The sequence below is a fragment of the Nocardioides sp. Soil796 genome, from assembly GCF_001429525.1.
In the GTDB taxonomy this organism is placed as follows: Bacteria; Actinomycetota; Actinomycetes; order Propionibacteriales; family Nocardioidaceae; genus Nocardioides.
On record NZ_LMSQ01000017.1, the window covers coordinates 14,896 to 39,205 of the forward strand.

The 24,310-nt window shown below is 68.7% G+C and carries 23 protein-coding genes; 15 read left to right on the top strand and 8 right to left on the bottom strand.

The features are described 5' to 3' along the window. Nucleotides 1-52: 52 nt before the first annotated feature. From ASH02_RS07095 to ASH02_RS07150, 12 genes are all read left to right on the top strand, one after another. Nucleotides 53-1,450, top strand: coding sequence for an NAD-dependent malic enzyme (locus tag ASH02_RS07095; protein ID WP_056675543.1), 1,398 nt, complete (start codon nt 53-55; stop codon nt 1,448-1,450). Further along, complete coding sequence (gene aceB, locus ASH02_RS07100) at nt 1,447-3,066, top strand: malate synthase A (RefSeq protein ID WP_235530193.1); 1,620 nt, start codon at nt 1,447-1,449, stop codon at nt 3,064-3,066. The genes ASH02_RS07095 and aceB overlap by 4 nt, the downstream gene beginning before the upstream one ends. Beyond that, a complete protein-coding gene (locus ASH02_RS07105; protein WP_056675548.1) occupies nt 3,063-4,319 on the top strand; it encodes a DUF6986 family protein in 1,257 nt (418 codons plus the stop codon). The genes aceB and ASH02_RS07105 overlap by 4 nt, the downstream gene beginning before the upstream one ends. Before the next feature lie 192 nt (nt 4,320-4,511). Next, nucleotides 4,512-5,924: a C4-dicarboxylate transporter DctA gene (dctA, locus tag ASH02_RS07110; protein WP_082563464.1), complete on the top strand. Its 1,413-nt coding sequence runs from the start codon at nt 4,512-4,514 to the stop codon at nt 5,922-5,924. Nucleotides 5,925-5,933: 9 nt separating this feature from the next. Further along, nucleotides 5,934-6,176: a thiamine-binding protein gene (locus tag ASH02_RS07115; protein ID WP_056675552.1), complete on the top strand. Its 243-nt coding sequence runs from the start codon at nt 5,934-5,936 to the stop codon at nt 6,174-6,176. Next, nucleotides 6,169-6,606, top strand: coding sequence for a helix-turn-helix domain-containing protein (locus tag ASH02_RS07120; protein WP_056675555.1), 438 nt, complete (start codon nt 6,169-6,171; stop codon nt 6,604-6,606). The genes ASH02_RS07115 and ASH02_RS07120 overlap by 8 nt, the downstream gene beginning before the upstream one ends. A gap of 118 nt (nt 6,607-6,724) precedes the next feature. Next, nucleotides 6,725-7,216 (top strand): 2-oxo-4-hydroxy-4-carboxy-5-ureidoimidazoline decarboxylase, encoded by a 492-nt coding sequence (gene uraD, locus ASH02_RS07125; RefSeq protein WP_082563465.1) that lies wholly within the window; start codon nt 6,725-6,727, stop codon nt 7,214-7,216. Next, on the top strand, nt 7,216-7,554 hold the full coding sequence (uraH, locus tag ASH02_RS07130) for a hydroxyisourate hydrolase (RefSeq protein WP_056675561.1): 339 nt from the start codon (nt 7,216-7,218) through the stop codon (nt 7,552-7,554). The genes uraD and uraH overlap by 1 nt, the downstream gene beginning before the upstream one ends. Nucleotides 7,555-7,558: 4 nt before the next feature. Next, complete coding sequence (gene pucL / locus ASH02_RS07135) at nt 7,559-8,479, top strand: factor-independent urate hydroxylase (protein ID WP_056675563.1); 921 nt, start codon at nt 7,559-7,561, stop codon at nt 8,477-8,479. A gap of 8 nt (nt 8,480-8,487) precedes the next feature. Further along, complete coding sequence (locus ASH02_RS07140; RefSeq protein WP_082563466.1) at nt 8,488-9,900, top strand: nucleobase:cation symporter-2 family protein; 1,413 nt, start codon at nt 8,488-8,490, stop codon at nt 9,898-9,900. Nucleotides 9,901-10,040: 140 nt separating this feature from the next. Next, nucleotides 10,041-11,429 (top strand): 8-oxoguanine deaminase, encoded by a 1,389-nt coding sequence (locus tag ASH02_RS07145; RefSeq protein ID WP_056675566.1) that lies wholly within the window; start codon nt 10,041-10,043, stop codon nt 11,427-11,429. A 1-nt stretch (nt 11,430) separates the two neighbouring features. After that, nucleotides 11,431-12,168, top strand: coding sequence for an IclR family transcriptional regulator (locus ASH02_RS07150; RefSeq protein ID WP_056675568.1), 738 nt, complete (start codon nt 11,431-11,433; stop codon nt 12,166-12,168). Here ASH02_RS07150 and ASH02_RS07155 read toward each other — a convergent pair. The 5 genes from ASH02_RS07155 to ASH02_RS07175 are packed head-to-tail and all read right to left on the bottom strand — an operon-like array spanning nt 12,161 to nt 17,049. Next, nucleotides 12,161-12,898, bottom strand: a complete 738-nt coding sequence (locus tag ASH02_RS07155) for an aspartate/glutamate racemase family protein (protein ID WP_056675570.1) — start codon at nt 12,896-12,898, stop codon at nt 12,161-12,163. The two genes, ASH02_RS07150 and ASH02_RS07155, sit on opposite strands and share 8 nt — an antisense overlap. A gap of 23 nt (nt 12,899-12,921) precedes the next feature. After that, nucleotides 12,922-13,677: an IclR family transcriptional regulator gene (locus ASH02_RS07160; RefSeq protein WP_056675573.1), complete on the bottom strand. Its 756-nt coding sequence runs from the start codon at nt 13,675-13,677 to the stop codon at nt 12,922-12,924. A 6-nt stretch (nt 13,678-13,683) separates the two neighbouring features. Then, nucleotides 13,684-14,670, bottom strand: a complete 987-nt coding sequence (locus ASH02_RS07165; protein WP_056675574.1) for an ornithine cyclodeaminase family protein — start codon at nt 14,668-14,670, stop codon at nt 13,684-13,686. Next, nucleotides 14,667-15,584 (bottom strand): ABC transporter substrate-binding protein, encoded by a 918-nt coding sequence (locus ASH02_RS07170; RefSeq protein WP_056675576.1) that lies wholly within the window; start codon nt 15,582-15,584, stop codon nt 14,667-14,669. The genes ASH02_RS07165 and ASH02_RS07170 overlap by 4 nt, the downstream gene beginning before the upstream one ends. A gap of 37 nt (nt 15,585-15,621) precedes the next feature. After that, nucleotides 15,622-17,049 carry an MFS transporter gene (locus tag ASH02_RS07175; protein ID WP_056675579.1) on the bottom strand — a complete coding sequence of 476 codons (1,428 nt, stop codon included), beginning with the start codon at nt 17,047-17,049 and terminating at the stop codon, nt 15,622-15,624. 176 nt (nt 17,050-17,225) lie between these two features. Between ASH02_RS07175 and ASH02_RS07180 the strand changes: the two genes are divergently transcribed. Next, nucleotides 17,226-17,906, top strand: coding sequence for a FadR/GntR family transcriptional regulator (locus ASH02_RS07180; RefSeq protein WP_056675581.1), 681 nt, complete (start codon nt 17,226-17,228; stop codon nt 17,904-17,906). 200 nt (nt 17,907-18,106) lie between these two features. Here the strand turns inward: ASH02_RS07180 and ASH02_RS07185 are convergent, their stop codons facing one another. After that, a complete protein-coding gene (locus ASH02_RS07185; RefSeq protein ID WP_056675584.1) occupies nt 18,107-20,386 on the bottom strand; it encodes a zinc-dependent metalloprotease family protein in 2,280 nt (759 codons plus the stop codon). Nucleotides 20,387-20,722: 336 nt separating this feature from the next. Between ASH02_RS07185 and ASH02_RS07190 the strand changes: the two genes are divergently transcribed. Further along, entirely contained in the window at nt 20,723-21,376 is a 654-nt protein-coding gene (locus tag ASH02_RS07190) for an HD domain-containing protein (protein WP_056675587.1), read from the top strand. A 23-nt stretch (nt 21,377-21,399) separates the two neighbouring features. Here ASH02_RS07190 and ASH02_RS07195 read toward each other — a convergent pair whose 3' ends face one another. Continuing rightward, nucleotides 21,400-22,389 (bottom strand): GlxA family transcriptional regulator, encoded by a 990-nt coding sequence (locus ASH02_RS07195; protein ID WP_056675589.1) that lies wholly within the window; start codon nt 22,387-22,389, stop codon nt 21,400-21,402. Nucleotides 22,390-22,604: 215 nt separating this feature from the next. Between ASH02_RS07195 and ASH02_RS07200 the strand changes: the two genes are divergently transcribed. Then, entirely contained in the window at nt 22,605-23,525 is a 921-nt protein-coding gene (locus ASH02_RS07200) for a methylenetetrahydrofolate reductase (RefSeq protein WP_056675592.1), read from the top strand. 105 nt (nt 23,526-23,630) lie between these two features. Here ASH02_RS07200 and ASH02_RS26620 read toward each other — a convergent pair whose 3' ends face one another. After that, the gene (locus ASH02_RS26620; protein ID WP_056675595.1) at nt 23,631-23,813 is read right to left on the bottom strand and encodes a mycothiol transferase; all 183 of its coding nucleotides are present in this window, start codon (nt 23,811-23,813) and stop codon (nt 23,631-23,633) included. Nucleotides 23,814-24,310 lie beyond the last annotated feature (497 nt).

The following is a 24,310-nucleotide window of genomic DNA, read 5'->3' on the forward strand; positions in this document are numbered from 1 at the left end:
TAGATACTAGTATCCGTAATGCGAAATACCTACCGCTGAGAGGTCGAGAACGTTGGCTACCCCAAGTCCTGGATACGCCGTCACGGTCCGTGTCGACACTCCGTCCTCCGCGGGGGCCACCGGCCGCCTCGTCGCCGCGGTCGCAGGGGCGGGCGGATCGGTCACCGCGCTCGACGTCGCCGAGTCCCACGCCGACCGGCTCGTCGTCGACCTGACCTGCGACGCCGTCGACGTCGCACACGTCGACGCCATCACCAAGGCCCTCGCTGCAGTGCCCGACGTCAAGGTGCGCAAGGTCAGCGACCGCACCTTCCTGATGCACCTCGGCGGCAAGCTCGAGGTCGTCCCCAAGGTTCCGCTCAAGAACCGCGACGACCTCTCGCGCGCCTACACGCCGGGCGTCGCGCGGGTCTGCATGGCGATCGCCGAGAACCCGGAGGACCTGCGCCGGCTCACCATCAAGCGCAACACCGTCGCCGTGGTGACCGACGGCTCGGCCGTGCTCGGCCTCGGCAACATCGGCCCGGGCGCCGCGCTCCCCGTGATGGAGGGCAAGGCGGCGCTGTTCAAGCAGTTCGCCGACGTCGACGCCTGGCCGGTCTGCCTCGACACCCAGGACACCGAAGAGATCATCATGATCGTCAAGGCGATCGCGGTCTCCTACGGCGGCATCAACCTCGAGGACATCGCCGCACCCCGGTGCTTCGAGATCGAGCGCCGGCTCCGCGCCGAGCTCGACATCCCCGTCTTCCACGACGACCAGCACGGTACGGCGATCGTCGTACTCGCCGCGCTCACCAACGCGCTGCGCGTGGTCGGCAAGGATCTCGACAAGGTCCGCATCGTGGTGAGCGGTGTGGGTGCCGCCGGCCACGCGATCATCAGGCTGCTCCACGCCCAGGGCGCGCGGCACATCGTGGCCTGTGACCGGCGCGGCGCCGTACACAGCGGGCAGGAGGGCCTCGACCCCGACCGCCGCTGGATTGCCGACCACACGAACGTCGACGGCTTCACCGGCAGCCTCAAGGCAGCCCTGGCCGACGCCGACGTCTTCGTCGGGGTTTCGGCGCCGAACCTGCTCGACGGGGCCGACATCGCCACCATGGCCGACGATGCGATCGTCTTCGCGCTGGCCAACCCCGACCCCGAGGTCGATCCGGTGGCCGCCAACGAGCACGCAGCGATCGTCGCGACCGGACGGTCCGACCACCCCAACCAGATCAACAACGTGCTTGCGTTCCCCGGCCTGTTCCGGGGCATGCTGGATGCAGCCGCACGCGAGATCACCGACGAGGTGATGCTCGCCGCGGCGGGCGCCATCGCCGACTGCGTGCATCCCGACGAACTGAACGCGAGCTACATCGTTCCGTCCGTGTTCGACCCCGCCGTCGCCCCCGCCGTCGCGGCGGGCGTGCAGGCGGCAGCCCAGGAAGTGGAGAGCCTTAAGTGAGTGAGGGAGCAGTGATGGAGAAGACCGACGACATCCAGGTGTCGGGAGAGCAGGTCGACGGCGGGGAGAAGATCCTCACCGCTGAAGCCCTCGCCTTCGTGGCCGAGTTGCAGCGCAGGTTCGGAGGCCGTCGCGACGAGCTGCTGGCCGCCCGCAAGGCTCGACGCGAGGAGGTCTCGCGCACGGGCACGCTCGACTTCCTCCCGGAGACGGCGGAGATCCGCGCGGGTGACTGGAAGGTCGCACCCGCGCCGGCCGACCTCGTGGACCGCCGGGTCGAGATCACCGGCCCCACCGACCGCAAGATGACCATCAACGCGCTCAACTCCGGCGCCCGGGTCTGGCTGGCCGACATGGAGGACGCCAGCACGCCGCACTGGAGCAACGTGGTCGGCGGCCAGGTCAGCCTGTACGACGCCATCCGGCGCCAGATCTCCTTCACCGCAGCCGGTGGAGGCAAGACCTACGAGCTGCGCGACGACCAGCCACTGGCCACCATCGTGATGCGCCCGCGTGGGTGGCACTTCGATGAGCAGCACCTCCTCGTCGACGGCAGGCCGGTGGTCGGTGCGCTGGTCGACTTCGGTCTCTACTTCTTCCACAACGCCGCCGAGCTGTTGGCCCGGGGGAGCGGCCCGTACTTCTACCTGCCGAAGACCGAGAGTCACCTCGAGGCCCGGCTGTGGAACGACGTGTTCACGTTTGCCCAGGCCTCGTTGGAGATTCCGCACGGCACGGTCCGCGCCACGGTGCTGATCGAGACCATCCCGGCCGCGTTCGAGATGGACGAGATCCTCTACGAGCTGCGCGACCACGCGTCCGGTCTCAACGCCGGCCGGTGGGACTACCTGTTCAGCATCATCAAGTACTTCCGCGACTCCGGTGCCGACTTCGTACTGCCCGACCGCGCCTCGGTGACCATGGCCGCGCCGTTCATGCGGGCCTACGCCCAGCTGCTGGTGAGGACCTGCCACCGACGCGGCGCCTTCGCGATCGGCGGCATGGCGGCGTTCATCCCGAGCCGCAAGGACGAGGAGGTCAACGCTCGCGCGTTCGAGAAGGTGCGTGAGGACAAGGAGCGCGAGGCCGGCGACGGGTTCGACGGCTCCTGGGTCGCCCACCCCGACCTGGTCCCGGTCTGCCGCGAGATCTTCGACCGGGTGCTCGGCGACAAGCCGAACCAGCTCGACCGGCTGCGCGAGGACGTCGAGGTCTCGGCCGCCGACCTGCTCGACCTCAAGGCCACGCCGGGCAGCGTGACCCGCGAAGGACTGCACGGCAACGTCGAGGTCTCCCTGCTCTACCTCGAGGCCTGGCTCCGCGGACTCGGTGCCGTCGGCATCCACAACCTGATGGAGGACGCCGCGACCGCCGAGATCTCCCGCTCGCAGATCTGGCAGTGGGTGCACAACGAGTCCAAGCTCGAGGACGGCACCGTGATCACGGCCGCCCTGGTCCGCGAGGTGCTCGACCAGGAGCAGGCCAAGATCCTGGCCGACGCTCCTGAGGGCAACCGCTTCGCCGAGGCCCGCACCATCTTCGAGGAGGTCGCGTTGGCCGACGAGTTCGTCGACTTCCTGACCCTGCCGGCGTACGACGCGGTGGTGTCGGCGTGAGCGCCTTCGACGACCTGGCCGACGACCTCGACCAGAGGCTGGCCGCGGCTGACGCCGAGCTGCTCGCCTGCTTCCCCGGCGACCGCGGCACCCGTCAGCCGGTGCACACCGTCTACGTGCCGGGCGACCGGTACGACGCCGGCACCGTCACCCAGTGGGGCGAGGAGGCCAAGACCGTCCTTGCCCAGCACGGCCGCTCCGTCATGGAGCTGGCCGAGGCGCTCGAGCTGCGGCCCAGCCTGGCCGTCGAGGTCTATGACCGGGTCCGCGCCAAGCTCGACCGCGAGCCGATCGAAGACCTCCGGATCGACTTCGAGGACGGCTACGGCAACCGCCCCGACGAGCAGGAGGACGCCGCCGTCATCGCCGCGGCCCGGGCCCTCGCGGTGACCGTCAAGGCCGGCGCCGCCTCGCCGTACCACGGCCTGCGGATCAAGTCGTTCGAGGCGCCGACGCGTCGCCGCGGCCTGCGCACGCTCGACCTCTTCGTCGGCGAGCTGGCCGGCGCCGACGCGATCACCGACGGCTTCGTGATCACGCTGCCCAAGGTGACGTCAGTCGACCAGGTGTCGGCGATGGTGGCCGCCCTCGACGCGATCGAGTCCGCCCACGGCGTACCCGCCGGGTCGCTGCGCTTCGAGATCCAGGTCGAGACCCCGCAGGCGATCCTCGGACCGGACGGCTCCGCCCTCGTGGCGAAGATGATCCACGCCGGTGGACGCCGGGTGACCGGGCTGCACTACGGCACCTACGACTACTCCGCCTCGCTTGGTGTGGCCGCGGCGTACCAGAGCATGGAGCACCCGGTCGCCGACCACGCCAAGGACGTCATGCAGGTCGCGGCCGCCGGGACCGGTGTCTTCGTCTCCGACGGCTCGACCAACCAGCTGCCCGTGGGGGACCGCGACGCCGTACGCGCGGCCTGGCGTCTCCACGTCCGGCTGGTACGCCGCTCGCTGACCCGCGGCATCTACCAGGGGTGGGACCTGCACCCGGCCCAGCTGCCGAGCCGTTTCGTGGCCACCTACGCGTTCTATCGCGAGGGCCTGGTCGCTGCCTCCGACCGGCTCCGCGCCTACGTGCACGGGGGCGACTCGGGCTACCTCGACGAGCCGGCGACCGCTGCTGCCCTGGCCGCCTTCGTGCTGCGCGGGCTCGAGTGCGGAGCCGTCGGGGCTACCGAGATCGACAAGCTGATCGGCGTCGACCTCGAGGGCCTCGCGCGCCTCGCCAGGAGGTCCGTGCCGGCCTGATCCGGCCCGCTCCTGTACGACGCCCTGCACAACGCCCGCTCTTCCGGACCTCGTTCCGGCAGGGCGGGCGTTCTGCGTGTCCGGATCGCGATAAGAGGCCGCGAACCCTTGACACGTCCGTGTGAGCGGGGACACACTTTTCTACACACGGAAAGTTAGTTCCACAATGCGGAATTCAATGAAGGGCTCGCAATGTCATCCGTCGCCACCTCGGAAACCACCAAGGCCAAGCGCAAGCCGCTCTACACGTCGCTGTTCCTCCAGGTGGGTGTCGCGATCGTCGCGGGCATCTCGGTCGGACACTTCTTCCCGGACTTCGGCTCCGACCTGCGCCCGTTGGGTGACGGGTTCATCAAGCTGATCAAGATGATCATCGCGCCGCTGATCTTCTGCGTGGTCGTCACCGGCATCGCCCACGTGGGCGACGTGAAGTCCGTCGGCCGGATCGGCCTCAAGGCGCTGATCTACTTCGAGCTGGTGACGACCTTCGCGCTGGTCTTCGGCCTCGTCATCGCCAACGTGCTCAAGCCCGGGCAGGGCTTCAACATCGACCCGGACACCCTGGCCGGCGGCGAGCAGGCGCTCGCCGAGAAGACCGCAGGCGGCGAGCTGCCGCACACCGTCGACTTCCTGATGGGCATCATCCCGGAGAGCGTCCTGGGCGCCTTCGCCGACAATCAGCTGCTTGCCGTGCTCTTCTTCTCGGTGTTGTTCGGCATCGGCCTGGCCCAGGTCAACGACACCGGCAAGGGCTCGGCGATCCTCGAGCTGATCGACCAGTTCAGCCACGTGCTGTTCACGCTCGTCGGCTACATCATGAAGGTCGCCCCGATCGGAGCGTTCGGTGCGATGGCGTTCATCATCGGCCAGTACGGCATCGAGTCGCTCGCCTCGTTCGGCAAGCTGATCGGAGCCTGCTACCTGGCCGCGGTGCTCTTCGCCCTGGTGCTCGCCGCGATCGCCAAGCTGTACGTCGGTCTCAACCTGTTCAAGTTCATCAAGTACGCCCGTGAGGAGTTCGCCCTCGCGCTCGGCACCGCCTCCACCGAGGCCGTGCTGCCGCGGATCATGAGCAAGCTGCAGAACGCCGGCAACTCGCCCGCCTCCACCGGCCTGGTCGTGCCGACCGGCTACTCGTTCAACCTCGACGGCGCCACGATCTACCTCTCCATCTGCTCGATCTTCCTGGCCCAGGCGGTCGGAGTGGACATGTCCCTGATGGATCAGCTCGCCATGGTCGGCGTACTCATGCTGACCTCGAAGGGCATGGCCGGCGTCCCCGGATCCTCGTTCCTGGCGCTCTCGGCGACGGCCACCGCGATCGGTGCCTATCCCGTCGCCGCGGTGGCGGTGCTGCTGGGCGCCGACCGGATCATGGACTCGATGCGGGTCTTCGTGAACCTGCTCGGCAACTGCGTCGCCACCTTCGTGGTCTCCAAGTGGGAGGGCCAGCTCGACGTCGAGCGGATGCACGCGGTGCTGAACGGCGAGATCGTGGTCACCGACGACGTGCCAGAGCCGGAGGAGCTCCACGTTCCCGGGCATCACGTCGACCACCCGGAGCACCACCCGGTTGCAGCCGCGGCGCTCCCGATCCGCGAGTAGCCTGCTTCCATGCGCCTCGTCGCCGAGTTCACCACCGAGCCCTTCCATGGCGAAGGGAAGCCGCCCAAGCATGCCGTGGTCGCGCTGAAGGCGGTGGAGGATGCCGGCCTCGAGTGCGAGTTCGGGCCCTTGGGTACGACCGTCAGCGGCGACGCCGACGAGGTGGTGCAGGCGCTGGCCGACGTGCTCCGCTCGGCACTCTCGCACGGCGCCACCCGGGTCACCCTGCAGGTCGAGCCCGCCGATGGCTGAGTCCGCGGCGGGCCACCCCCTGCTCGAGGCGGTGGCGCCGTTGCTGGCCCGCCTCGACGCCGAGGTGGTCGAGCCGGCGAAGCTGCGCAAGGGCGACGTCCCTCTCGTGTGGGAGGGGGAGACCGTGGCCGGCGTGCGCCTCGCCAGCGCGGACGCGCCGTCCGGCACCTCGAAAGCTGAGTCGTCGGGGGCGGCTTCGGGCACGGAGTCCGCGGGCGACCTGGCCGCGTTGATCGACGAGGTGGCCGCGGAGATCGCCGGTGAGCGCGGTCTGCCGCTTGCCGACTTGTCCCGGGCCGACAAGCAACGCGCGGTGCGCGTGCTCGAGGAGCGGGGCGCGTTCGCCTACCGCCGCTCCGCCGAGACCATCGCGGAGGCGATCGGGGTCAGCCGATTCACCGTCTACAACTACCTGAACCGGTCCCGATGAGCGTGAGGCTGAAAGTTCGACCACCAGAAATTTCAACAAACTGTTGACGTAGCGGCCGACGCCGTGCCACGCTCATCGTGACGGAAAACACATTCCGCATCACGAAAGTAGGTGGACGGTGAAGCTCGAGGAGCTCAACACCTTGCCTGCGGCCGACGTTCGTCCGCACCTGCTCGCCTGCGCCGACGTACCGGCCTGGGCCGACGCGGTGCTCGCCGGCAGGCCGTACGCCGACAGCGACGCGCTCGAGGCCGTGGCCGACCGCGCCGCCCGCGCGTTCACGCCGGCCGATGTCGACCGCGCACTGGCCGCACACCCGCGCATCGGCGAGCGGGCCAAGGGCGCCGGCACCGAGGCCGCCTGGTCCCGGGCCGAGCAGGCCGCGGTGTCCCGCGACACCGACACGGAGCGGGCGCTGGCCGACGGGAACCGGGCCTACGAGGACCGCTTCGGCCGGGTCTTCCTGATCTGCGCCACCGGCCTCTCCGGTGAGGAGATCCTGAAGTCCTTGCGCAGCAGGCTCGAGCACGACGACGCGGCCGAGTTGTCCGTGGTCGCCGACGAGCTGCGCAAGATCGCCCTCCTCCGTCTGCGAAAGGTCCTCGACTGATGAGTAGTGCCATCACCACCCACGTCCTCGACACTGCCCTCGGGCGCCCGGCCGCCGGCTGCCGCCTGCGGCTCGAGCACCTCGACGGCGACCGGGTCGTCATCCTCGCCGAGGCCGCGACCGATGACGACGGACGCGCCACCGAGCTCGGACCCGACCGGGTCGAGCCGGGCACCTACCGGCTGGTCTTCGACGTCGCGGCCTACGCCGCCGCGACCGGCCAGGACTGCTTCTTCCCGGAGGTCGGCGTCACCTTCGCGCTGACCGACGCGACCCTGCACCACCACGTCCCACTCCTGCTCAGCCCGTTCGCCTATTCCACCTACCGAGGGAGTTGATCCCATGGCCATTCGCCTGGGCCCCAACCAGTACGGCAAGGCCGAGAGCCGCGTCGTCCGCATCTACCGCGACACCGCGCGCCACCAGATCCGCGACCTGAACGTCTCGTCCGCCCTGCGCGGCCGCTTCGAGGGCGCGCACATCAGTGGCGACCAGGGCGACGTACTGCCCACCGACACCCAGAAGAACACCGCATTCGCCTTCGCCAAGGAGAAGGGCGTCGGCGCGATCGAGGACTACGCGCTCGCCCTCGCCGACCGCTTCATCGACGCGGCCCCCGCCGTCGACGGCGCCAAGGTCGAGGTCGAGGAGTACGCCTGGGACCGCATCCCCGTCGACGGCTCCGGCCACGACCACGCGTTCGTCCGCACCGGCGGCGGCACCCGCACCACCGCGGTCAACGTCGACGGCCGCGGTGACGACCGGATCGCCCACGTGGTCTCCGGGTTCAAGGACCTGACCGTGCTCAAGTCGACCGGGTCGGAGTTCTTCGGCTACCTCAAGGACGAGTACACGACGCTCCCCGAGACCCACGACCGGATCCTCGCCACCTCGCTGGTCGCCCGCTGGCGCTACGACGCCGCGTTCGTCGCCCGCGGTGACGTCGACTGGGACAAGTCGTACGACGCAGTGCGCGCCCTGCTGCTCCAGCGGTTCGCCGAGATCCACAGCCTCGCCCTGCAGCAGACGCTCTACGGCATGGGGGAGTCCGTGCTCGAGCAGCACCCCGAGATCGCCGAGATCAAGTTCTCCGCGCCCAACAAGCACCACTTCACGGTCGACCTGGCGCCGTTCGGCCTGGAGAACCCGGGCGAGGTCTTCATCGCCGCCGACCGCCCCTACGGCCTGATCGAGGCCTCCGTCATCCGTGACGACGCCACCGACGCGGGCAATGCCTGGCTCGGCCTGCCCGGCTTCTGCTGAGGTGCGCGATGAACTTCCGCCGTCGTACGACCGCGCCTGCTTCCACGCGTCCTGAGGACGAGCGGCACCCGCCCGGGCAGCTGCTCGCCTACGGAACCCAGCACATCCTGACGATGTACGGCGGCGTGATCGCGCCGCCGCTGATCGTCGGCGGTGCGGCGGGGCTGTCGGCCTCTGACATGGCACTGCTGGTCACCGCCGGACTGTTCGTCTCCGGGCTGGCGACCTTGTTGCAGACCCTCGGCCTCGGGCCGTTCGGCAGCCGGCTGCCGATCGTGCAGGGCATCTCGTTCGCCAGCGTCTCCACGATGGTCGCGATCGCCAGTGAGGACGGGCTGCGGCCGGTCTTCGGCGCGATCATCGTCGCCGGCGTGATCGGCCTGGTGCTCTCGTCGTTCTTCGCCCAGCTGGTGCGACTGTTCCCGGCCGTGGTGACCGGCAGCCTGATCACCGTCATCGGGCTCTCCCTGATGCCGGTGTCGTTCCGCTGGGCGATGGGCAACGAGGAGACGGCGTCCGACTTCGGGTCGATGACCAACATCGGGTACGCCGGCCTGACCCTGCTGATCATCCTGGTGATCAGTCGGCTGTTCCAGGGCGCGGTGTCGCGGCTCTCGATCCTGCTCGGTCTCGTGGTCGGCACAGTGATCGCGGCGCTGGCCGGTCGTGCGGACTTCTCGGCCGTCGGTGACGCGAAGCCGTTCGCCGCGCCTTCGGTCCTGCACTTCGGCACACCGACGTTCGAGATCGGCGCGATCGTGTCGATGACCGTGGTGATGCTGGTGATCATGACCGAGACCACTGCCGACATCCTGGCGATCGGCGAGATCGTCGACACCGAGGTGGACGCGAAGCGGGTCGCACAGGGGCTGCGCGCCGACATGGCCGCCACGACAGTGGCACCGCTCTTCGGCAGCTTCCCGTGCAGCGCGTTCGCGCAGAACGTCGGACTGGTCGCGCTGACCGGCATCAAGAGCAGGTTCGTCGTCGCGACGGGTGGGCTGGTCCTGCTGCTGCTCGGGTTGCTCCCGGTGGTCGGTGCCGTCGTCGCGGCGATCCCGTATCCCGTGCTCGGTGGCGCCGGCATCGTGCTCTTCGGTTCGGTCGCGGCCAGCGGCATCCGCACGCTGTCGCGGGTCAGCTATGAGGACAACCTCAACATGGTGATCGTCTCGGTCGCCGTCGCGGTCGGCATCATCCCGATCGCCGCCCCCACTTTCTGGGACGCGTTCCCGGAGTGGTTCGGCGTGATCATGCACTCGGGCATCAGCGCCACCGCCGTCGTCGCGGTGGTCCTGAACTACCTGTTCAACGAGGTCACCGCCGGCAACAGGTCGGGCGCCTCCGTCTTCGCCGCGTCGGAAGACCGGCGCGACGGCTTCGGTGACCGGCTCGACGACGACATCCGTCACGCGGACTGACGTCAATCCGGCCGACGGCTTGGAGATTGCTCCAAGCCGTCGGCCGCTTCGTGGCCCTGGTTCGTGCCCGCTGTGACTTACCGCGCCGGACGTGCGCGGGTTCACTGGAATCCCACCCACGACTCATCGGGAGACAGGCCATGCAGCTCACCAGTTCCGCACGCACTGCCCCCTCTGCAAGCACCGTCATCGAGGGCGCGACCATCGTCACGATGGACGGCTCACGGCGCGAGATCGCCGACGGGTACGTCGTGGTGCAGGGCTCGCGCATCGTCGACGTCGGCCCGGGCCCGGCGCCGTCGTACCCGGGTGCCCGGGTCGTCGACGGCCGCGGCTGCCTGATCACCCCGGGCTTCGTCAACACGCACCAGCACCTCTACCAGTGGGTCACCCGCGGGCTGGCCGCCGACGCGACGCTCTTCGAGTGGCTCACCACGCTCTACCCGGTGTGGGCCGGCATCGACGAGACCTCCGTCCACGTGGCGACCCAGGCAGGCCTGGCCCGCATGGCGCTCACCGGCTGCACCACGGCAGCGGACCACCACTACGTCTTTCCGCGTGAGGGCGGCGACCCGCTCGCCGCATCGATCGTGGCGGCGGAGGAGGTCGGGCTGCGGTTCCACCCGGCCCGCGGCTCGATGGACCTCAGCCGCAAGGACGGCGGGCTGCCGCCGGACTCGGTGGTCCAGGAGCGTGACGAGATCCTCGCCGTGACGGATGCCGCCATCACGCGCTGGCACGACCCGTCGCCCGGCTCGATGCTGCGGATCTCGGTCGGACCGTGCTCGCCGTTCTCGGTCAGTGAAGGGCTCATGCGTGACTCGGCCGAGCTGGCCCGACACCGCGGCGTACGGCTCCACACGCATCTCGCCGAGACCGTCGACGAGACCGAGTGGTGCGAGGTGCAGCGGGGCTGCACGCCCTTGGAGTACGCCGAGCAGTTGGGCTGGTCGGGCTCCGACGTGTGGTTCGCCCATGGCATCCACTTCGACGACGCCGAGGTCAAGCGGCTCGGGGCGGCCGCGACCGGCGTCGCGCACTGCCCGAGCTCCAACGCCCGCCTCGGTGCCGGAATCGCCCGCGCCGCCGACCTGCGCGAGGCCGGCTCGCCGGTCGGCCTCGGTGTCGACGGCGCGGCCAGCAACGAAGCCGGGTCGCTGTTGGAGGAGGCGCGGCACGCGGTGCTCTTCGCTCGGGCGCGTGGTGGGCCGCGTGCCCTCGGCGTACGTGCCGCGTTGGAGATGGCCACTCTCGACGGTGCCAGGATCCTCGGCCGCGAGGACGAGATCGGGTCGCTCGAGGTCGGCAAGCTCGCCGACCTCGCCGTGTGGCGGCTCGACACGCTTGCCCATGCCGGCATCGACGATCCGGTGGCGGCACTCGTGCTCGGGTCGACCCCGCCGCTCGAGCTGCTGCTGGTCAACGGCCGTCCCGTGGTCGAGCAGGGGCGGATGGCCACGGTCGACGAGGAGTCGCTCGCGCGCCGAGTGGCCCGGGTGCAGCGCGACCTGGTCCGGAAGGCCGGTTGACGTGAGCGCCGACGCAGCCGCGCCCAGCGGGCCGGTCCAGTCGATCGGTCGCGCGCTCGGCCTGCTCGAGCACCTCGCCGACGCCGGCCAGCCCCTGGGGCTCTCGGAGCTCGCGGCACTCTGTCGGATCCCGGTCTCGACGACGCACCGGATGCTGGGCGGGTTGTGCCAGGCGGGCTATCTCTACAAGGGATCCGACCGGCGCTATCGCCTCGGCCCGCGTCTGGTCGCCCTCGGTGGTGCGGCCATGCTGCCGATCGCTCCCGACGTCTCCACCTGGCTGGCCAGGCTGGTCGAGGCCACCGGCGAGACGGCGAACGCCGCGACCCTGTGCGGGGACACGGTGCTCTTCGTCGCGCAGGTCCAGTCCTCACAGGCGATGCGCTCCTCGACCGAGGTGCACCGCCGGACGATGGCGCACTGCTCGGCCGTGGGGAAGGCGCTGTTGTCGCTGCTGGCCGACGACGAGGTGACCGCGCTCGCGGAACGCACCGGTCTCGATCGACCTACTTCCCACACAGTTGGGTCAGTCTCGGAGCTGGTCGCTGCCGTTCGCGTCGTACGCCGCCAGGGTTTCGCCCTCGACGACGAGGAGGAGGAGTACGGCGCGCGCTGTGTCGCCGTACCCGTGCCGTCCGCGCCGTTCCCGCTGGCGGTGTCCGTGGCCGGCCCGTCCGCCCGCGTCACCCGAGAGCGTGTTCCCGCCCTCGCCGCCGAACTGCACCGGGTGATCAGCTGACCTCATGCACGGCACCGAGTGGCCAGCCGCTGAGTCGCTTCGTTCGCGGGGTGGCGTAGGTCCTGATCTTGCTGGTGGACAGACCGAGCCCGATCAGGGCTTCGGCGAGCTTGATGGCGGCGGTGACGCCGTCGACGACGGGCACGCCGGTGGCGGCCCTGACGGCGTGGTCGAGACCGGCCATGCCGCCGCAACCCAGCACGATCACCTCGGCCCTGTCCTCCTGGACCGCGCGCTGTGCCTGTGTGGTGATCGCCTTCACGGCGGCCTCGGGGTCCTCCTCGAGTTCGAGGACGGACAGCCCGCTGGAGCGCACGGATGCGCATCGGGCGTCGAGGCCGGCCAACTTGAGCCGGTCCTCGATCAGGGGCACGGTGCGGTCGAGGGTGGTGACCACGGAGTAGGTGTGGCCGAGCAGGGAGGCGACGTGGCCGGCTGCTTCGGTGATGTCGACAACCGGCACGTCGAGGAGTTCCTGGAGACCCTCGCGGCCGTGCTCGCCGAAGCCGGCCTGCACCACGGCGTCGTAGGCGCCCTGGTAGCGGGCGACCGCGTCCATCACGCCAACCGCGGCGAGGTAGCTGTCGAAGTTGCCCTCGCAGGAGTCGGGACCGAACGAGGGAGTGAGGCCGATGATCTCGGTGCCGGGGGAGGCGACGGACCGGGCCGAGGCGACGATCGCGTCGGTCATCGAGACGGTGGTGTTGACGTTGACCACGAGGATGCGCATGAGGTGAGCCTTTCGTTGTTGGGTCAGGGCAGGACGGCGGCGATGTCCCAGCTGGCCCGGATCAGCAGTGGCACGACCCGGGAGACGACCTCGTCCGACATCCGGGTGGTGGGGCCGGAGACCGAGAGCGCGAACCGTTCCGCACTGTCCGGCACCAGGACTGCCACGCAGCGGACCCCCGTCTCCTGCTCTGCGTCGTCGAGCGCGTAGCCCGCCTCGGCGGTCAGGCGCAGTCTCTCGACGTAGGTGTCCGTGTCGGTGATCGTGTTCTCGGTGTAGCGCGGCATGCCGGTGCGGGCGAGCAGGCGGCGTACCTCGTCCTCCGCCATCGCGGAGAGGATCGCGTTGCCGGCCGCGCAGCAGTGCGGCAGTACGCGGCGGCCGACCTCGGTGAACATCCGCATTGAACGGCTGGACGGGGCCTGGGCGACGTATCGCACCTCGTCCCCGTCCAGCATGGTCAGGTGCACGGACTCTCCGAGCTCGTCCGCAAGCCTGGCCAACCTCGGTTGCCCCCAGTTCGCGAGCAGCAGCCTGGAGGACGCGTGGCCCAGGCGGACGAGCGGAGCGCCCAGGACATACTTCCGTGAGGGCTCCTGGTGGAGGTAGCCGAGCTTGGCCAACGTGCTGACCAGTCGATGCATCGACGACAAGGGGAGGCGCGACTCGGCCGCCAGCTGAGCAACGCCCATCCTCCCGTCGTTGTCCGCGATCAGCTCGAGCACCTCGAACGCCCGCTGCAGCGAGCGGTGGGCTTCGACCTGGGCGCCGGTGGCCACGGCAGGTCAGCTGCCCAGGTCGATGGTCCGGCCGAGACCCTTGAGCAGCGCCTTCTCCACGACCATGCGTGCGGTCGCCATGTCCTGGATGGCGAGGCCGACCGAGTTGTAGAGCGTGATCTGGTCCGGCGAGCTGCGACCCGGCCTGCTCCCGGACGCGACTTCACCGAGCTCCAGGTCAAAGTGGTCGTAGCCGATGTCGCCGTTCGCGAACGGAATCATGACGTCGCCCGACTCCTGGCGTGCCACGTCCACCCGGTCGACGACGACCAGGCTGCGGCGGATGCCCTCGGAGTCGATCTCGCGGTGGTCCACCCGTGGCGGCGCCCCCACGGCGTTGACGTGCAGGCCCGGCCTGAACCAGGCGCCGCTCACCAGCGGTTCCCTCGACGGGGTGAGCGTGCACAGGATGTCCGCCTGCGACACGACGTCCTCGACGGAGTCGGCCACCTCGACGTGCACGCCCGTCTGTCGGGCGTGCTCGACGAAGCCCGCGGCGGTCGCGCTGGATCGCGTCCAGACCAGGACCCGGTCCACGGGGCGCACCAGCCGAATGGCTTCGAGGTGTGCCCGAGCCTGCCCGCCTGCCCCGATGAGCCCGAGGCAACCGCCAGACGGGTTCGCGAGGTGTCTGGTAGCCACGGCCGAGGCGGCGGCGGTGCGAAATCGGGTGACGATCCCACCGTCGATGAGCGCCTTCGGGGCACCCGTCGTCCCGTCGGCCAGCAAGATGGCGGACTGCTGGGCGGGCAGTCCCCGGGCCCGGTTGCTCGGGGTGTCGGTCATCAGCTTGACGCCCCCGACCTCCATGGAGCCGATGCCGGCGACCATCGGCACATAGAGCACGTCGCTGCCCTTCAGCTCGAAGGCCGCGCGCTCTGGCTGGATCGCGTCACCTGAGGCGAGGGCGAGGTGCGCCTGCTCCACGACCTCGATCACGTCGGTCATGTCGATGACCTCGGCCACGTCCGAGCGCGTGAGCACGATCGTCATCGGGCTGCTCCGACGGTGCGTACGGCGTCCTCGGCCGGGCGCGGGTCGACCAGGTCGTCGTAGCGGACCGGTTTTCCCACCAGGCCGTCCTCGACCTGGATCCGCAACCACTCGTCGTACCCCTCGGGCGCGATGCGGATGTCCTCCCAGATCCCGCGCTGACGCAGGTCGTCGACGATCTCGATCAGGTGGTCGGTCTCGATCCCCGGCCACTCGCGGGCCAGGAGCGACTTCGCCTCGACCGCGGAGTGCTCCCGCAGCCAGTCGTAGGCACGCTGCATCGCACGGCAGAAGCGCCACACCGTGTCGTCGCGCTCGAGCCGCTCACGGTCGGTGTAGTAGACGCTGTTGGGCATCAGCCCGCCGTCGACGTCGTGGCGTGCCACGATCGAGGCCTTGCCCGCACGCTCGAGGAGCGCGCCGTTGATGGCGTCGGTGACGAGCGCGTCGCCGTGCCCCCCGAGGAAGAGCTCGGTGAGGGTCGAGCCGGCCAGGTCGCGGACCCAGCGGACCTTGGTCATGTCGACCCCGGCCTTCCGCATCAGGCCAGCGGTGTGGACGTACGGCGCCGTGCCACCGGCCCCCGGGGCCAGGACGATCTTGCCCTCAAGGTCTCGCCAGGAGAATCCGGGAGCTGGCTCGCGCATCACCAGGACCTTCGGGTTTCGCGAGTTGAGGGCGGCGACGGCGACGTAGTCGCGGCCGCGGCCGTGATACATCGTCGGGACCCAGATCCCGCCCAGCACCAGGTCGGCGGTGCCGTCGCTGAGGTCGGTCAGGACCTGCGTCCAGTCCGTCGGCGCGCTGCGGGTGAAGTCGAGTCCCTCGTCCGCGAAGAAGCCCTGTTCGCGGGCGACGTACTCGGGGAGGTAGTTGGGCCAGTGGGAGGTGGCTGAGACGTGGAACTTGTCCATGGTCATGGTCCTTTCGGAATTGGTGATCTGGTGGTGGTCAGGAGCGGGGGAGCAGTGAGGTGGGGTTGATCTCCTCGAGGGTCCGGCCGTGAGTTTCCGGGGCGAAGCGGGTGGCGACGGCCATCACGGCGTACATTCCGGAGATCACGATGAAGACGGTTCCCATGCCGGAGCTGTCGAGCAGCCAGCCGGCGCCGATCGGCGCAAGGGCCCCTGCGACGTTCCCCTGGACAGCGATCATCGCGGTACCGAAGGCACGCACGCGGGTGGGATAGAGCTCGGGGGACCAGGCGAAGATCGTGCTGTTCAGGAGCAGCACGAAGAACTGGAAGGCACCGCCGAAGAGCAGGATCGTGGCAGCCGACGATGCGAGCGTGCCGAAGGCCAGGGCGGAGAGGCAGGCGGCAATGGCGCCGACGGTCATCACCAGACGGCGTGGCCAGTGGATCGCGGCGTACGTCGCGGCGACGGCGCCGAAGAGGCTGCCGAAGTTCATCACCATGGTGAACGTGAGGCTCTTGGTCACGGTGAAGCCCTGTTCGACCAAGATGGTCGGCATCAGCACCAGCACCGTGATCTGGGCACCGAACGTCATCCACGACGCGACGGCCAGGGCGCAGGTGCGGCGCAGGAGCACGCCCTGGAAGACCTCGCCCAGGTGCACCTTCGGAGCGGGACCCTCGACGTCGGTCTTGGGCGGCACGAACTCCGTCACGACGAGCTGGTCGTCGTGCAGCCTCCCCGCCTGCAGGAGGCTGAGCACGCGGTTGGCCTCGTCGTGTCGTCCCCTGCTCACCAGATAGCGCGGAGTCTCAGGCAGGTAGCGCCGGTAGAACATCACCATGAGGGCGGGAAGCACGAGAAGGCCGAACATCCAGCGCCAGCTCGTCTCGGGGCCGCCGAAGAACTGGCCGAGAGGACCGAGCACCATCGCGGCGAAGCCGAAGGAGATCACGTTGCCCAGGCCGCCGGCTCCGATGTTGAGCGACGCGACGATGGCGCCGCGGTACTTGGTGGCGACCAACTCGCTCAGGATGGTCATGCCGGCGGCGATCTCGCCACCGAGGCCGAGCCCGACGATGAAGCGGCCGATGGCGAGCACGAGGTAGTTGGGCGCCAGAGCGCAGACGAGGGCGCCGAAGCAGTAGAGGACGAGGTTGAACGCCAGGGCATAGCGCCGGCCGCGGTAGTCGCCGACGATGCCGGCGAAGACCTTGCCGATGATCATCGCGGAGATGGTGATGGTCTGCAGCAATGCGAGCTGTGGTGTGGAGATGCCCCAGATGTCCTTCAGGGTGGGGCCGATCGCACCCAGCGCGTTCTCCTCCATCACGTCGAAGAAGGCGCCGAAGAGCACCATGGCGAGGATGAGCTTGTGGGCACGGTTGAATGGGATCGCATCGAGGGCGCGAGTCACGGCGCCGGACGAGGAACGTGACGCATCGGTGGCGTCGGAGGATGTCATGGGCGGTACTGATTCTGAGGTGGTCATCAGGGCGGACCTTCCAGAGCTGCGAGCGAGAAGAGGGGGATCACAGGCTGGGTTCGGGTGAGGTCTTCATCGACCATGCCATGTGGTGTGCGTCACTCGGTAGATGTACTATGACCATACGTATGACGAATTTGCAAGAGGGAGTTCTGATGAAAGCAATCCCGCGTATGTCCATGGCGGACGCCGCGACCGAGTCCCTGCGCGAGGAGATCGCGGCAGGAAACTGGCCGGTCGGGCACCGGATTCCGCCCGAGACCGCACTGATCGAGTCGCTGGGCGTGAGCCGCACGACCGTGCGCGAGGCGGTGCGCGGCCTCGTGCACGCGGGACTGCTGCAACCGCGCCAGGGCGACGGCACCTACGTCGTCGCGACCAATGCCACGGAGGTGGCGCTGCGGCGCCGGCTCCTCACTGCCACGCACGACGACATCGCCGACGTACGCCGCGGCCTGGACGTGATCGCGGCGCGGCTCGCAGCCGAACGGCGCACCGAGGACCAGCTGAAACACCTGCGTCAGACCCTGGACGCCCGAGCGGCAGCAGGCGCGGCACTGGCGGAGGAGGACTTTGCGACCGCCGACGTCGCATTCCACCTCGCGGTCGCCGAGGTCTCGGGGAACGACGTGCTCGCGGAGCTCTACTCAAGTCTGAGCGAGGCGATGGCGCTGGACCTGAAGGGCGGGCAGTGCTTCTCCCGGTTCATCACGGGGCAGCACGACTGGCACGAGGGACTGTTCATTGCCATCCGGGACGGCGACGTCCATGCGGCTGCGACCGCTGCCATGGCGCTGATCGACAACGCCGGCGCAGGCGAGGGGGAGATCGGCTGAGACAGTGCGCGCAGTTCGGGTGGCAGTCGGCGTGGAGAGGAGTACGGCGCCCGCGACACGATGACGCGACGCGCGACCCTGAGCGAGCGAACCGTCATCTCCACCGGCGGTTGGGACGAGCGTTTCGGCAGTCGTCCGGGCGGTTCGGACGGTCGGGTGGTCGTGAGGCTCGGTCCTGGCCAGTCTTCCGGGTGGACGACCTACCTCGCGGTGACCTTCTTCGAGTACGCCGACGCTGGCGACCCGCCCTTGGCGTTGTAGGCGACGACCCGGAACCTGTAGTAGCCCTTCGCGAGCCTGAACGTGTACGCGCGGGCCTTGGCCGAGACCGGTGCGGAGACCTTCGAGCCGACGACCCTGCCCTCCACGATCTTCGAGGCGATCACCTTGTACGAGGTGATCGCAGCGCCACCGTTGTTCAACGGAGCCGCCCAGCGAGCGGTGGCGTTGACCGGCGTCCCCGCCTTGCCCGATGACGGGCTACCGATCCTGGGAGCCGATGGCTTGAGAGCCACCAGGACCCTGACGGTACGACCGGGGGCCGTTCCTGGGAGCTCGGCGTCCATCTGGGGATTCAGCTTCACGGTGTGGTAGCCGTACGTCGAGAACGTCTTCGTGAAGCTCCGCACTGCTGCGGTCTGCGGGAGGATCTGGTCGTCGATGGTCAGCAACCAGTAGCGCAGGTAGGCGTTGCCGGGGTTCGCGGCGGGCTTCCAGTTGATCGTGGCCTTCAGGCCACTGGTGGTCACGGTGATGGCAGGCGCCGTTGTCGGGACCCAGCTCGCGACATGCCGGTTCAACGTCTTCGGGACTCCGCCCCCGGCGGCGTTCAGAGCCGTGACTGCGACGTTGACGTCGTGGCCGCCCTGCACGGTGATCGCCCTCGACCTGGTGCTTGCGGAGACCTCGACCGGTCCTCCGTTGATCCCGCTGATCCGGTAGCCGTTCGGCGCCGGTCCGGACGACGGGGCCGTCCAGGTCAGCGTGCCAGCGCTCTTGCTGGTGGTGAGGTTGATCGACGCAGGAGCGTTCGGCGTAGCGCCGTTCGTGTCCGCGCAGCCGGTGATCGAAAGCTTGTAGGTGCCGACGCTGCCGTAGTCGGAGTAGCCGGTGGCGAGCGGATCGCCGTTGCCGACGCCGTCGACCTTGACGTAGTAGGTTCCCGGCCCGCCGCTCGGTGAGATCGTGTCCGCGTCCATGCCGCTCGCGATCCGGTGGGCGAACCCACCGACGATGACCTGGCCAGACGGCTGGTCCGAGAACGCGACCAGCGCGTCGTTCGCCGTACGCAGGTCGACGCGCAGATCGAGACCGCTGCCCGCACCGTTTCCGAGGGCTCCCACCGAAGGTGCTGCGACGCACGGGCCGACCTTGTAGTAGTCGACGTCGCGACTGGTGATGATGCCGTCGACCGTGTAGTCGGTCCGTGCTCCCAGGCTCGTCGCGGAGGCCGCGGTGTTGCCGGCGTCGTCGGGCAGCAGAGGCAGGCCGGTGGCGACCATGGTCGCGAAGTCGTCCTGCTTGTTGGAGGCGCTGGCGTAGTCGCCGTTGCTGAACTGGAAGATCCCGTTGAAGCCGGAGCCCATGATCGGCGTCCAGGCGCCCTGGCCTCCGTAGTACTCCTCGCTAGGGATGGTTCGTCCGTCGTGGTTCAGGCCGAGAGTGTGCCCGATCTCGTGCGCGGTGACGGTGGCCGTGAGGAACGCGTTCGCCTGCTTGCGCACCCAGATGGGCTCCTTGGAGTCGGTCCCCGAGTCGGTCGGATCCGCGAACTGGCCGAAGACAGCGATTCCGGCGCAACCGGAGCAGATCGGGTTGGAGTCCGGGTCGTTGCTGAACAGGACGTGGTCGCCGTACGTGTCGTCGGCGATGCCGTCGCGGTGGTAGGCGGCGGGGCCGGTGTCCTCGGTGGTGATGTCGACGTCGTACGCCACGTACATCTCGGCGACGATCCGCCAGAGCTCCTGCATGTAGCTGTGCTCGTCGGCGTTGAAGGTGCCCAGGTCGCCGTCGATCGAGAACCCGTCGTACTGGCCGTTCGGGATCCCGGACGCAAAGTTCCAGTACGTGTTGCTGACGTCGGCACCGTCGAAGTCCAGGAAGATCGTGTGCTTCGAGGTCGGCCGGCTGTGCAGGGTGAAGGTCTGAGCCTCGGGGAACTGGGCTTGGGCCACCTCTGCCGATGCGGCGCTGGGTTGCGCGGGGAACGTGTCGGCGTAGACCAACTGACCACCCGGCACCACTTGGGCCGAGTCGTCGGTGGTCAAGATCCTGCGGAGCTCGCTCGTGCTCAGCCCGGAACGACGGGCAGCGTCATCGAGCTCGTCACCGAGGCGGTCGATCGCTGCCTTCCCGTGCAGGCCGGGATCCGTCGAGCGGTCCGAGGACGCCGCGGCCGCTCCTGCCACCGTGCCCGTACACATGGAACCGAGGACGAGAGCAGACAGGGATGCTGCGGTCAGGAACCGCACGAAGGCCATTGGGCGAGTTTGTCCGTTGGGCACCGGTCTTCGCAGCCCTTTGGGAATCTCGTCCGACATCGCCTGTGTGGGTCTGCTCCACAATCTGGTGGCAGGACGCAGTGGTTCTCCTCGCTGCGGTCAACCTCCCCAATCACGCCACGGCAGGCACTGTCCACGCAGGCAAGCGGGGCATCCAGCTCGTGGCGTCGCGGTGTTGCCGGGAGGAGTTCTGAGGCATTGGGGCTGCGTCCGTCTGGCGCAGATCAGGTGATCCTTGTCCGCTTTCGCGGGGTCGTCTGGGGCAGGGCGGCGCGATGCTGGTGGGGTCATCAGCACTCGACAGGAGACGTACCCGTGACCGAGACCATCGCAGGCATCCAGATCCCCGACACCGAGCTGGCTCGCGCGGCAACCGCGCTGGTGCGGGAGGCGACCGACGACCCGCTGGTGGGGGACTCGCTGTTCCATCACTCCCGGCGCGTCTTCCTCTGGGGGATGTTGAAGTCGAGGGCGCGGGACATCGAAGTGGACGCCGAGCTGGCGTACGTCGGCGGCATGTTCCACGACCTGGGACTCACTCAGAAGTTCCGCACGACCGACCAACGTTTCGAGATCGACGGTGCCGACGCGGCGTACGACTTCCTGCGTGAGCACGGCCGCTCGGAGGCGGACGCGCGCGACGTGTGGCTCGCCATCGCCCTCCACACGACTCCCGAGCTGCCCCTGCACCTGGCTCCCGAGGTCGGTGTGGTCACGCTGGGTGTGGAGACCGACGTACTCGGTCTGGATCTGGACGAGATACGCGACGAGGACAAGAAGACTGTTGTCGCGGCCCATCCGCGCCCGGACTTCAAGCGGCAGATCCTGCACGCCTTCAACGAGGGGATGGCGGACCGCCCGGAGACCACGTTCGGCACGATGAACGACGACGTGCTCGCCCACTTCGATCCACGGTTCGAGCGCGCGAACTTCGTCGACATCATCGAGAACAACGCCTGGCCGGAGTGACGTCTTCTGTGGCCCCATCGGGGTCAGTGGGACGCGCCCGTTCCTGGCTCCTGAGCAGGAGTCGTCGTGGTGAACCGTGCCCGGTACTGGCTCGGCGAGACACCGAACCTGGCCTTGAAGAGTCGTCGCATGCTCTCCGCGCTACCGAAGCCGACCAGGCTCGCGGCCTCGGCGACCCCGTGACCGCGATCGAGGAGTGACTGGGCGTGCTCGAGCCGGGTGCGCTCCACGAACCTGGCCGGGGAGGTGTCGAGCTCGGCGGCGAACAGTCGGGCCAGGTGACGGGGGCTGACCCCAGCGTGCTGAGCCAGCGAACGGGTGCTGTGCTCGAGAGACGGCTGTGCGGAGACCAGGTCCACCACAGCCCGCAGTGAAGGTGTTCGTGGAGGGCGGATCTGCAGGGGAGCGGCGAACTGCGACTGCCCGCCGGGTCGCTGCATGAACATCACCAGGTTGCGTGCGACCTCGCGGGCGAGATCTGGTCCGTGGTCCTCCTCGACGAGGGCGAGTGCGAGGTCGATGCCGGCAGAGACACCGGCCGAGGTGTAGATCCCGCGGTCCTGCACGAAGAGCGCATCCGGGGACACGGAAACCTTGGGGAACGCGCGTGCGAGCAGATCCGCGTGACGCCAGTGTGTTGTCGCCCGACGGCCGTCCAGCAGACCGGCGGCTGCGAGCACGAATGATCCCGTGCAGATGGACACCGTGCGACGCGACCGGGCGTGAAGTTCGGTCGCGGCAGCGGTGAGGTCGCTCGGGATGGGCTTCACCGGGAGGTCGTCACCGCCCGAGACGATGACCGTCTCTGCTTCGAGGACATCCGTGGACGCACCGTCGACGGGCAGGGTGGCTCCGATCGACGTGACGACTGCGTGACCCGTAGGGGAGACGTAGCGAAGCTGGTAGCGAGTTCCGAGTCGGTTGGCTTCGGCGAAGACCTCAGCAGGCCCGGTCACGTCGAGCATCTTCATACCGTCGAACACCAGGAATACGACGTGGTGCGTCCGGGGCATGGCCAGTTCCTTCCCTGCTGAGTCAACGGCGGAGTCTTGCTCGGGTCAGTGTGCCCGTTCGCACGGTGGCGGAGCACGGTGGCTGAGAACCAACGCCTGGTGACATGTGGCGCAGCGTCGCAGACAACGTAGGACCCCTGCTCCTGTGCAGCTCCGCATAGTCTCGAACCAGTGGGAGAAACGGTCTCGGCCTTGAGTGGACGTACGGTCGCGTTGTGGACATCGCAGCTCGCATCAAATCTGGCCAGGGGGACTTCGTCATCTTTGCGGTGACGCCGCCCAGGAGGTCGACACCGACGGACCGACTGCCGGAGATCGCACGCGCGACCGTCGAACGACTTGAGCACCTCGATCTCGATGGCCTGGTCCTCTACGACATCGACGACGAGAGCTCCCGCAACCCGGAGGAGCGTCCGTTCCCGTTCAGCCCCACGGTCGACCCCGCCGAGTACCGAACGGAACATCTGGAGCAGTGGGGGACTCCGGTGATCGTCTACCGCGCCGTGGGCAAGTACCAGCGCGAGGACCTGCGCTCCTGGATCGCCGAGCAGGACCCTCGCCGTACGTTGTCGGTGATGGTCGGCGCCGCCTCGAGCGGATCTTCTCCCTCGGTCTCGCTCGCTGATGCGCAAGCGATGAGCGCCGCGCTCAACCCGGACCTGCTGCTGGGCGGGGTCGCAATCCCCGAGCGGCACAGCCGCCGCGAGAACGAGCACCTGCGACTGATCGCGAAGCAGGAGGCGGGCTGCCGGTTCTTCGTGACGCAGGTCGTCTACGACCTCAATGCGGCCAAGAACCTCGTCTCTGACTACCGATACGAGTGCGAGTCACGAGGGCTGGTGCCGGTGCCGATCGTGTTCACCTTCTCGGTGTGCGGCTCGATGAAGACGCTGGAGTTCCTGCGCTGGCTGGGAGTCGACGTTCCGAGATGGATCGAGAACGACCTCCGGCACGCGGCGAACCCGCTGTTGGCATCCTTGGCGCAAGCCACCGCGACGGCGGTCGAGCTCATCGACTACTGCCGCCGGCTCGGGGTGCCGTTCGGCCTCAACGTCGAGAGCGTTTCGATCCGCCGCGAAGAAATCGAAGCGTCCGTGGAGCTCGCCGGTCAACTAGCCGGGCATCTGCGGAAGTAGCCAGCCTGCTGCTGGAAGACCTGCCCCGAGGGGAACTCCTTCAGCGGCGGCGTACGCCGGGTCGCCTCCGAGGTGATGGGCGAACCACCAGCGCTCTCCGGCCGCTCAATGCTGCACCAGGCCAAGAAGCGTGGTGTCCGAGACGACCAGGCTGCGGCGGAGCTGCTGCTCGTTCAGCCCGTCGACCTTCTTCAGCAGGCAGTGGCGGGCGAACGTCAGAAACGCGAGGGCGGTCTCCAGTTCCCCAGAATCTTCGCGAGGTGTCGGCTCTCGTTGGGACTCAAGCATGTCCGAACGCTAGTGGAACCACGGGAGTGCGTGTCGTCCTGGGCGGGAGCCGAGCATGTCGCGTTCGGGCCTGGCTTGTCGGTGGTCGGAGCGAAATTGATCCGTGCAGGCCAAACCTGCTCGGGTGTTTCTGGGGATAACTCGGCTCATTCGTCACACGTGTTCACAATGGTCACCACCTTCGTGCATTTGTTCAAAAACAGGCATATCAGGCGTAAAATCGTGTCATGAGCAACCCCGACCACACCCGCCCCGGCACCCACCCGGTGCTCGAGTGCGCAGCGGTGATCGAGACCTCGTTGAAGTCGGTCGNCTCGAGCTGACCGACCTCGGCTCCCAACTGGAGTCGCTGCGGCTGCGGGTGATCGCGGCCGCAGGCGACGTGGCCGACGCAGACGGCGACCCCAACGTTGCCTCCTGGTTGACCCCGCGCGCCCGCACCGGGGCGGGCGCGAACCACCAGGCCGAGAAGCTGGCCACCTCCCTGGACACCCGCT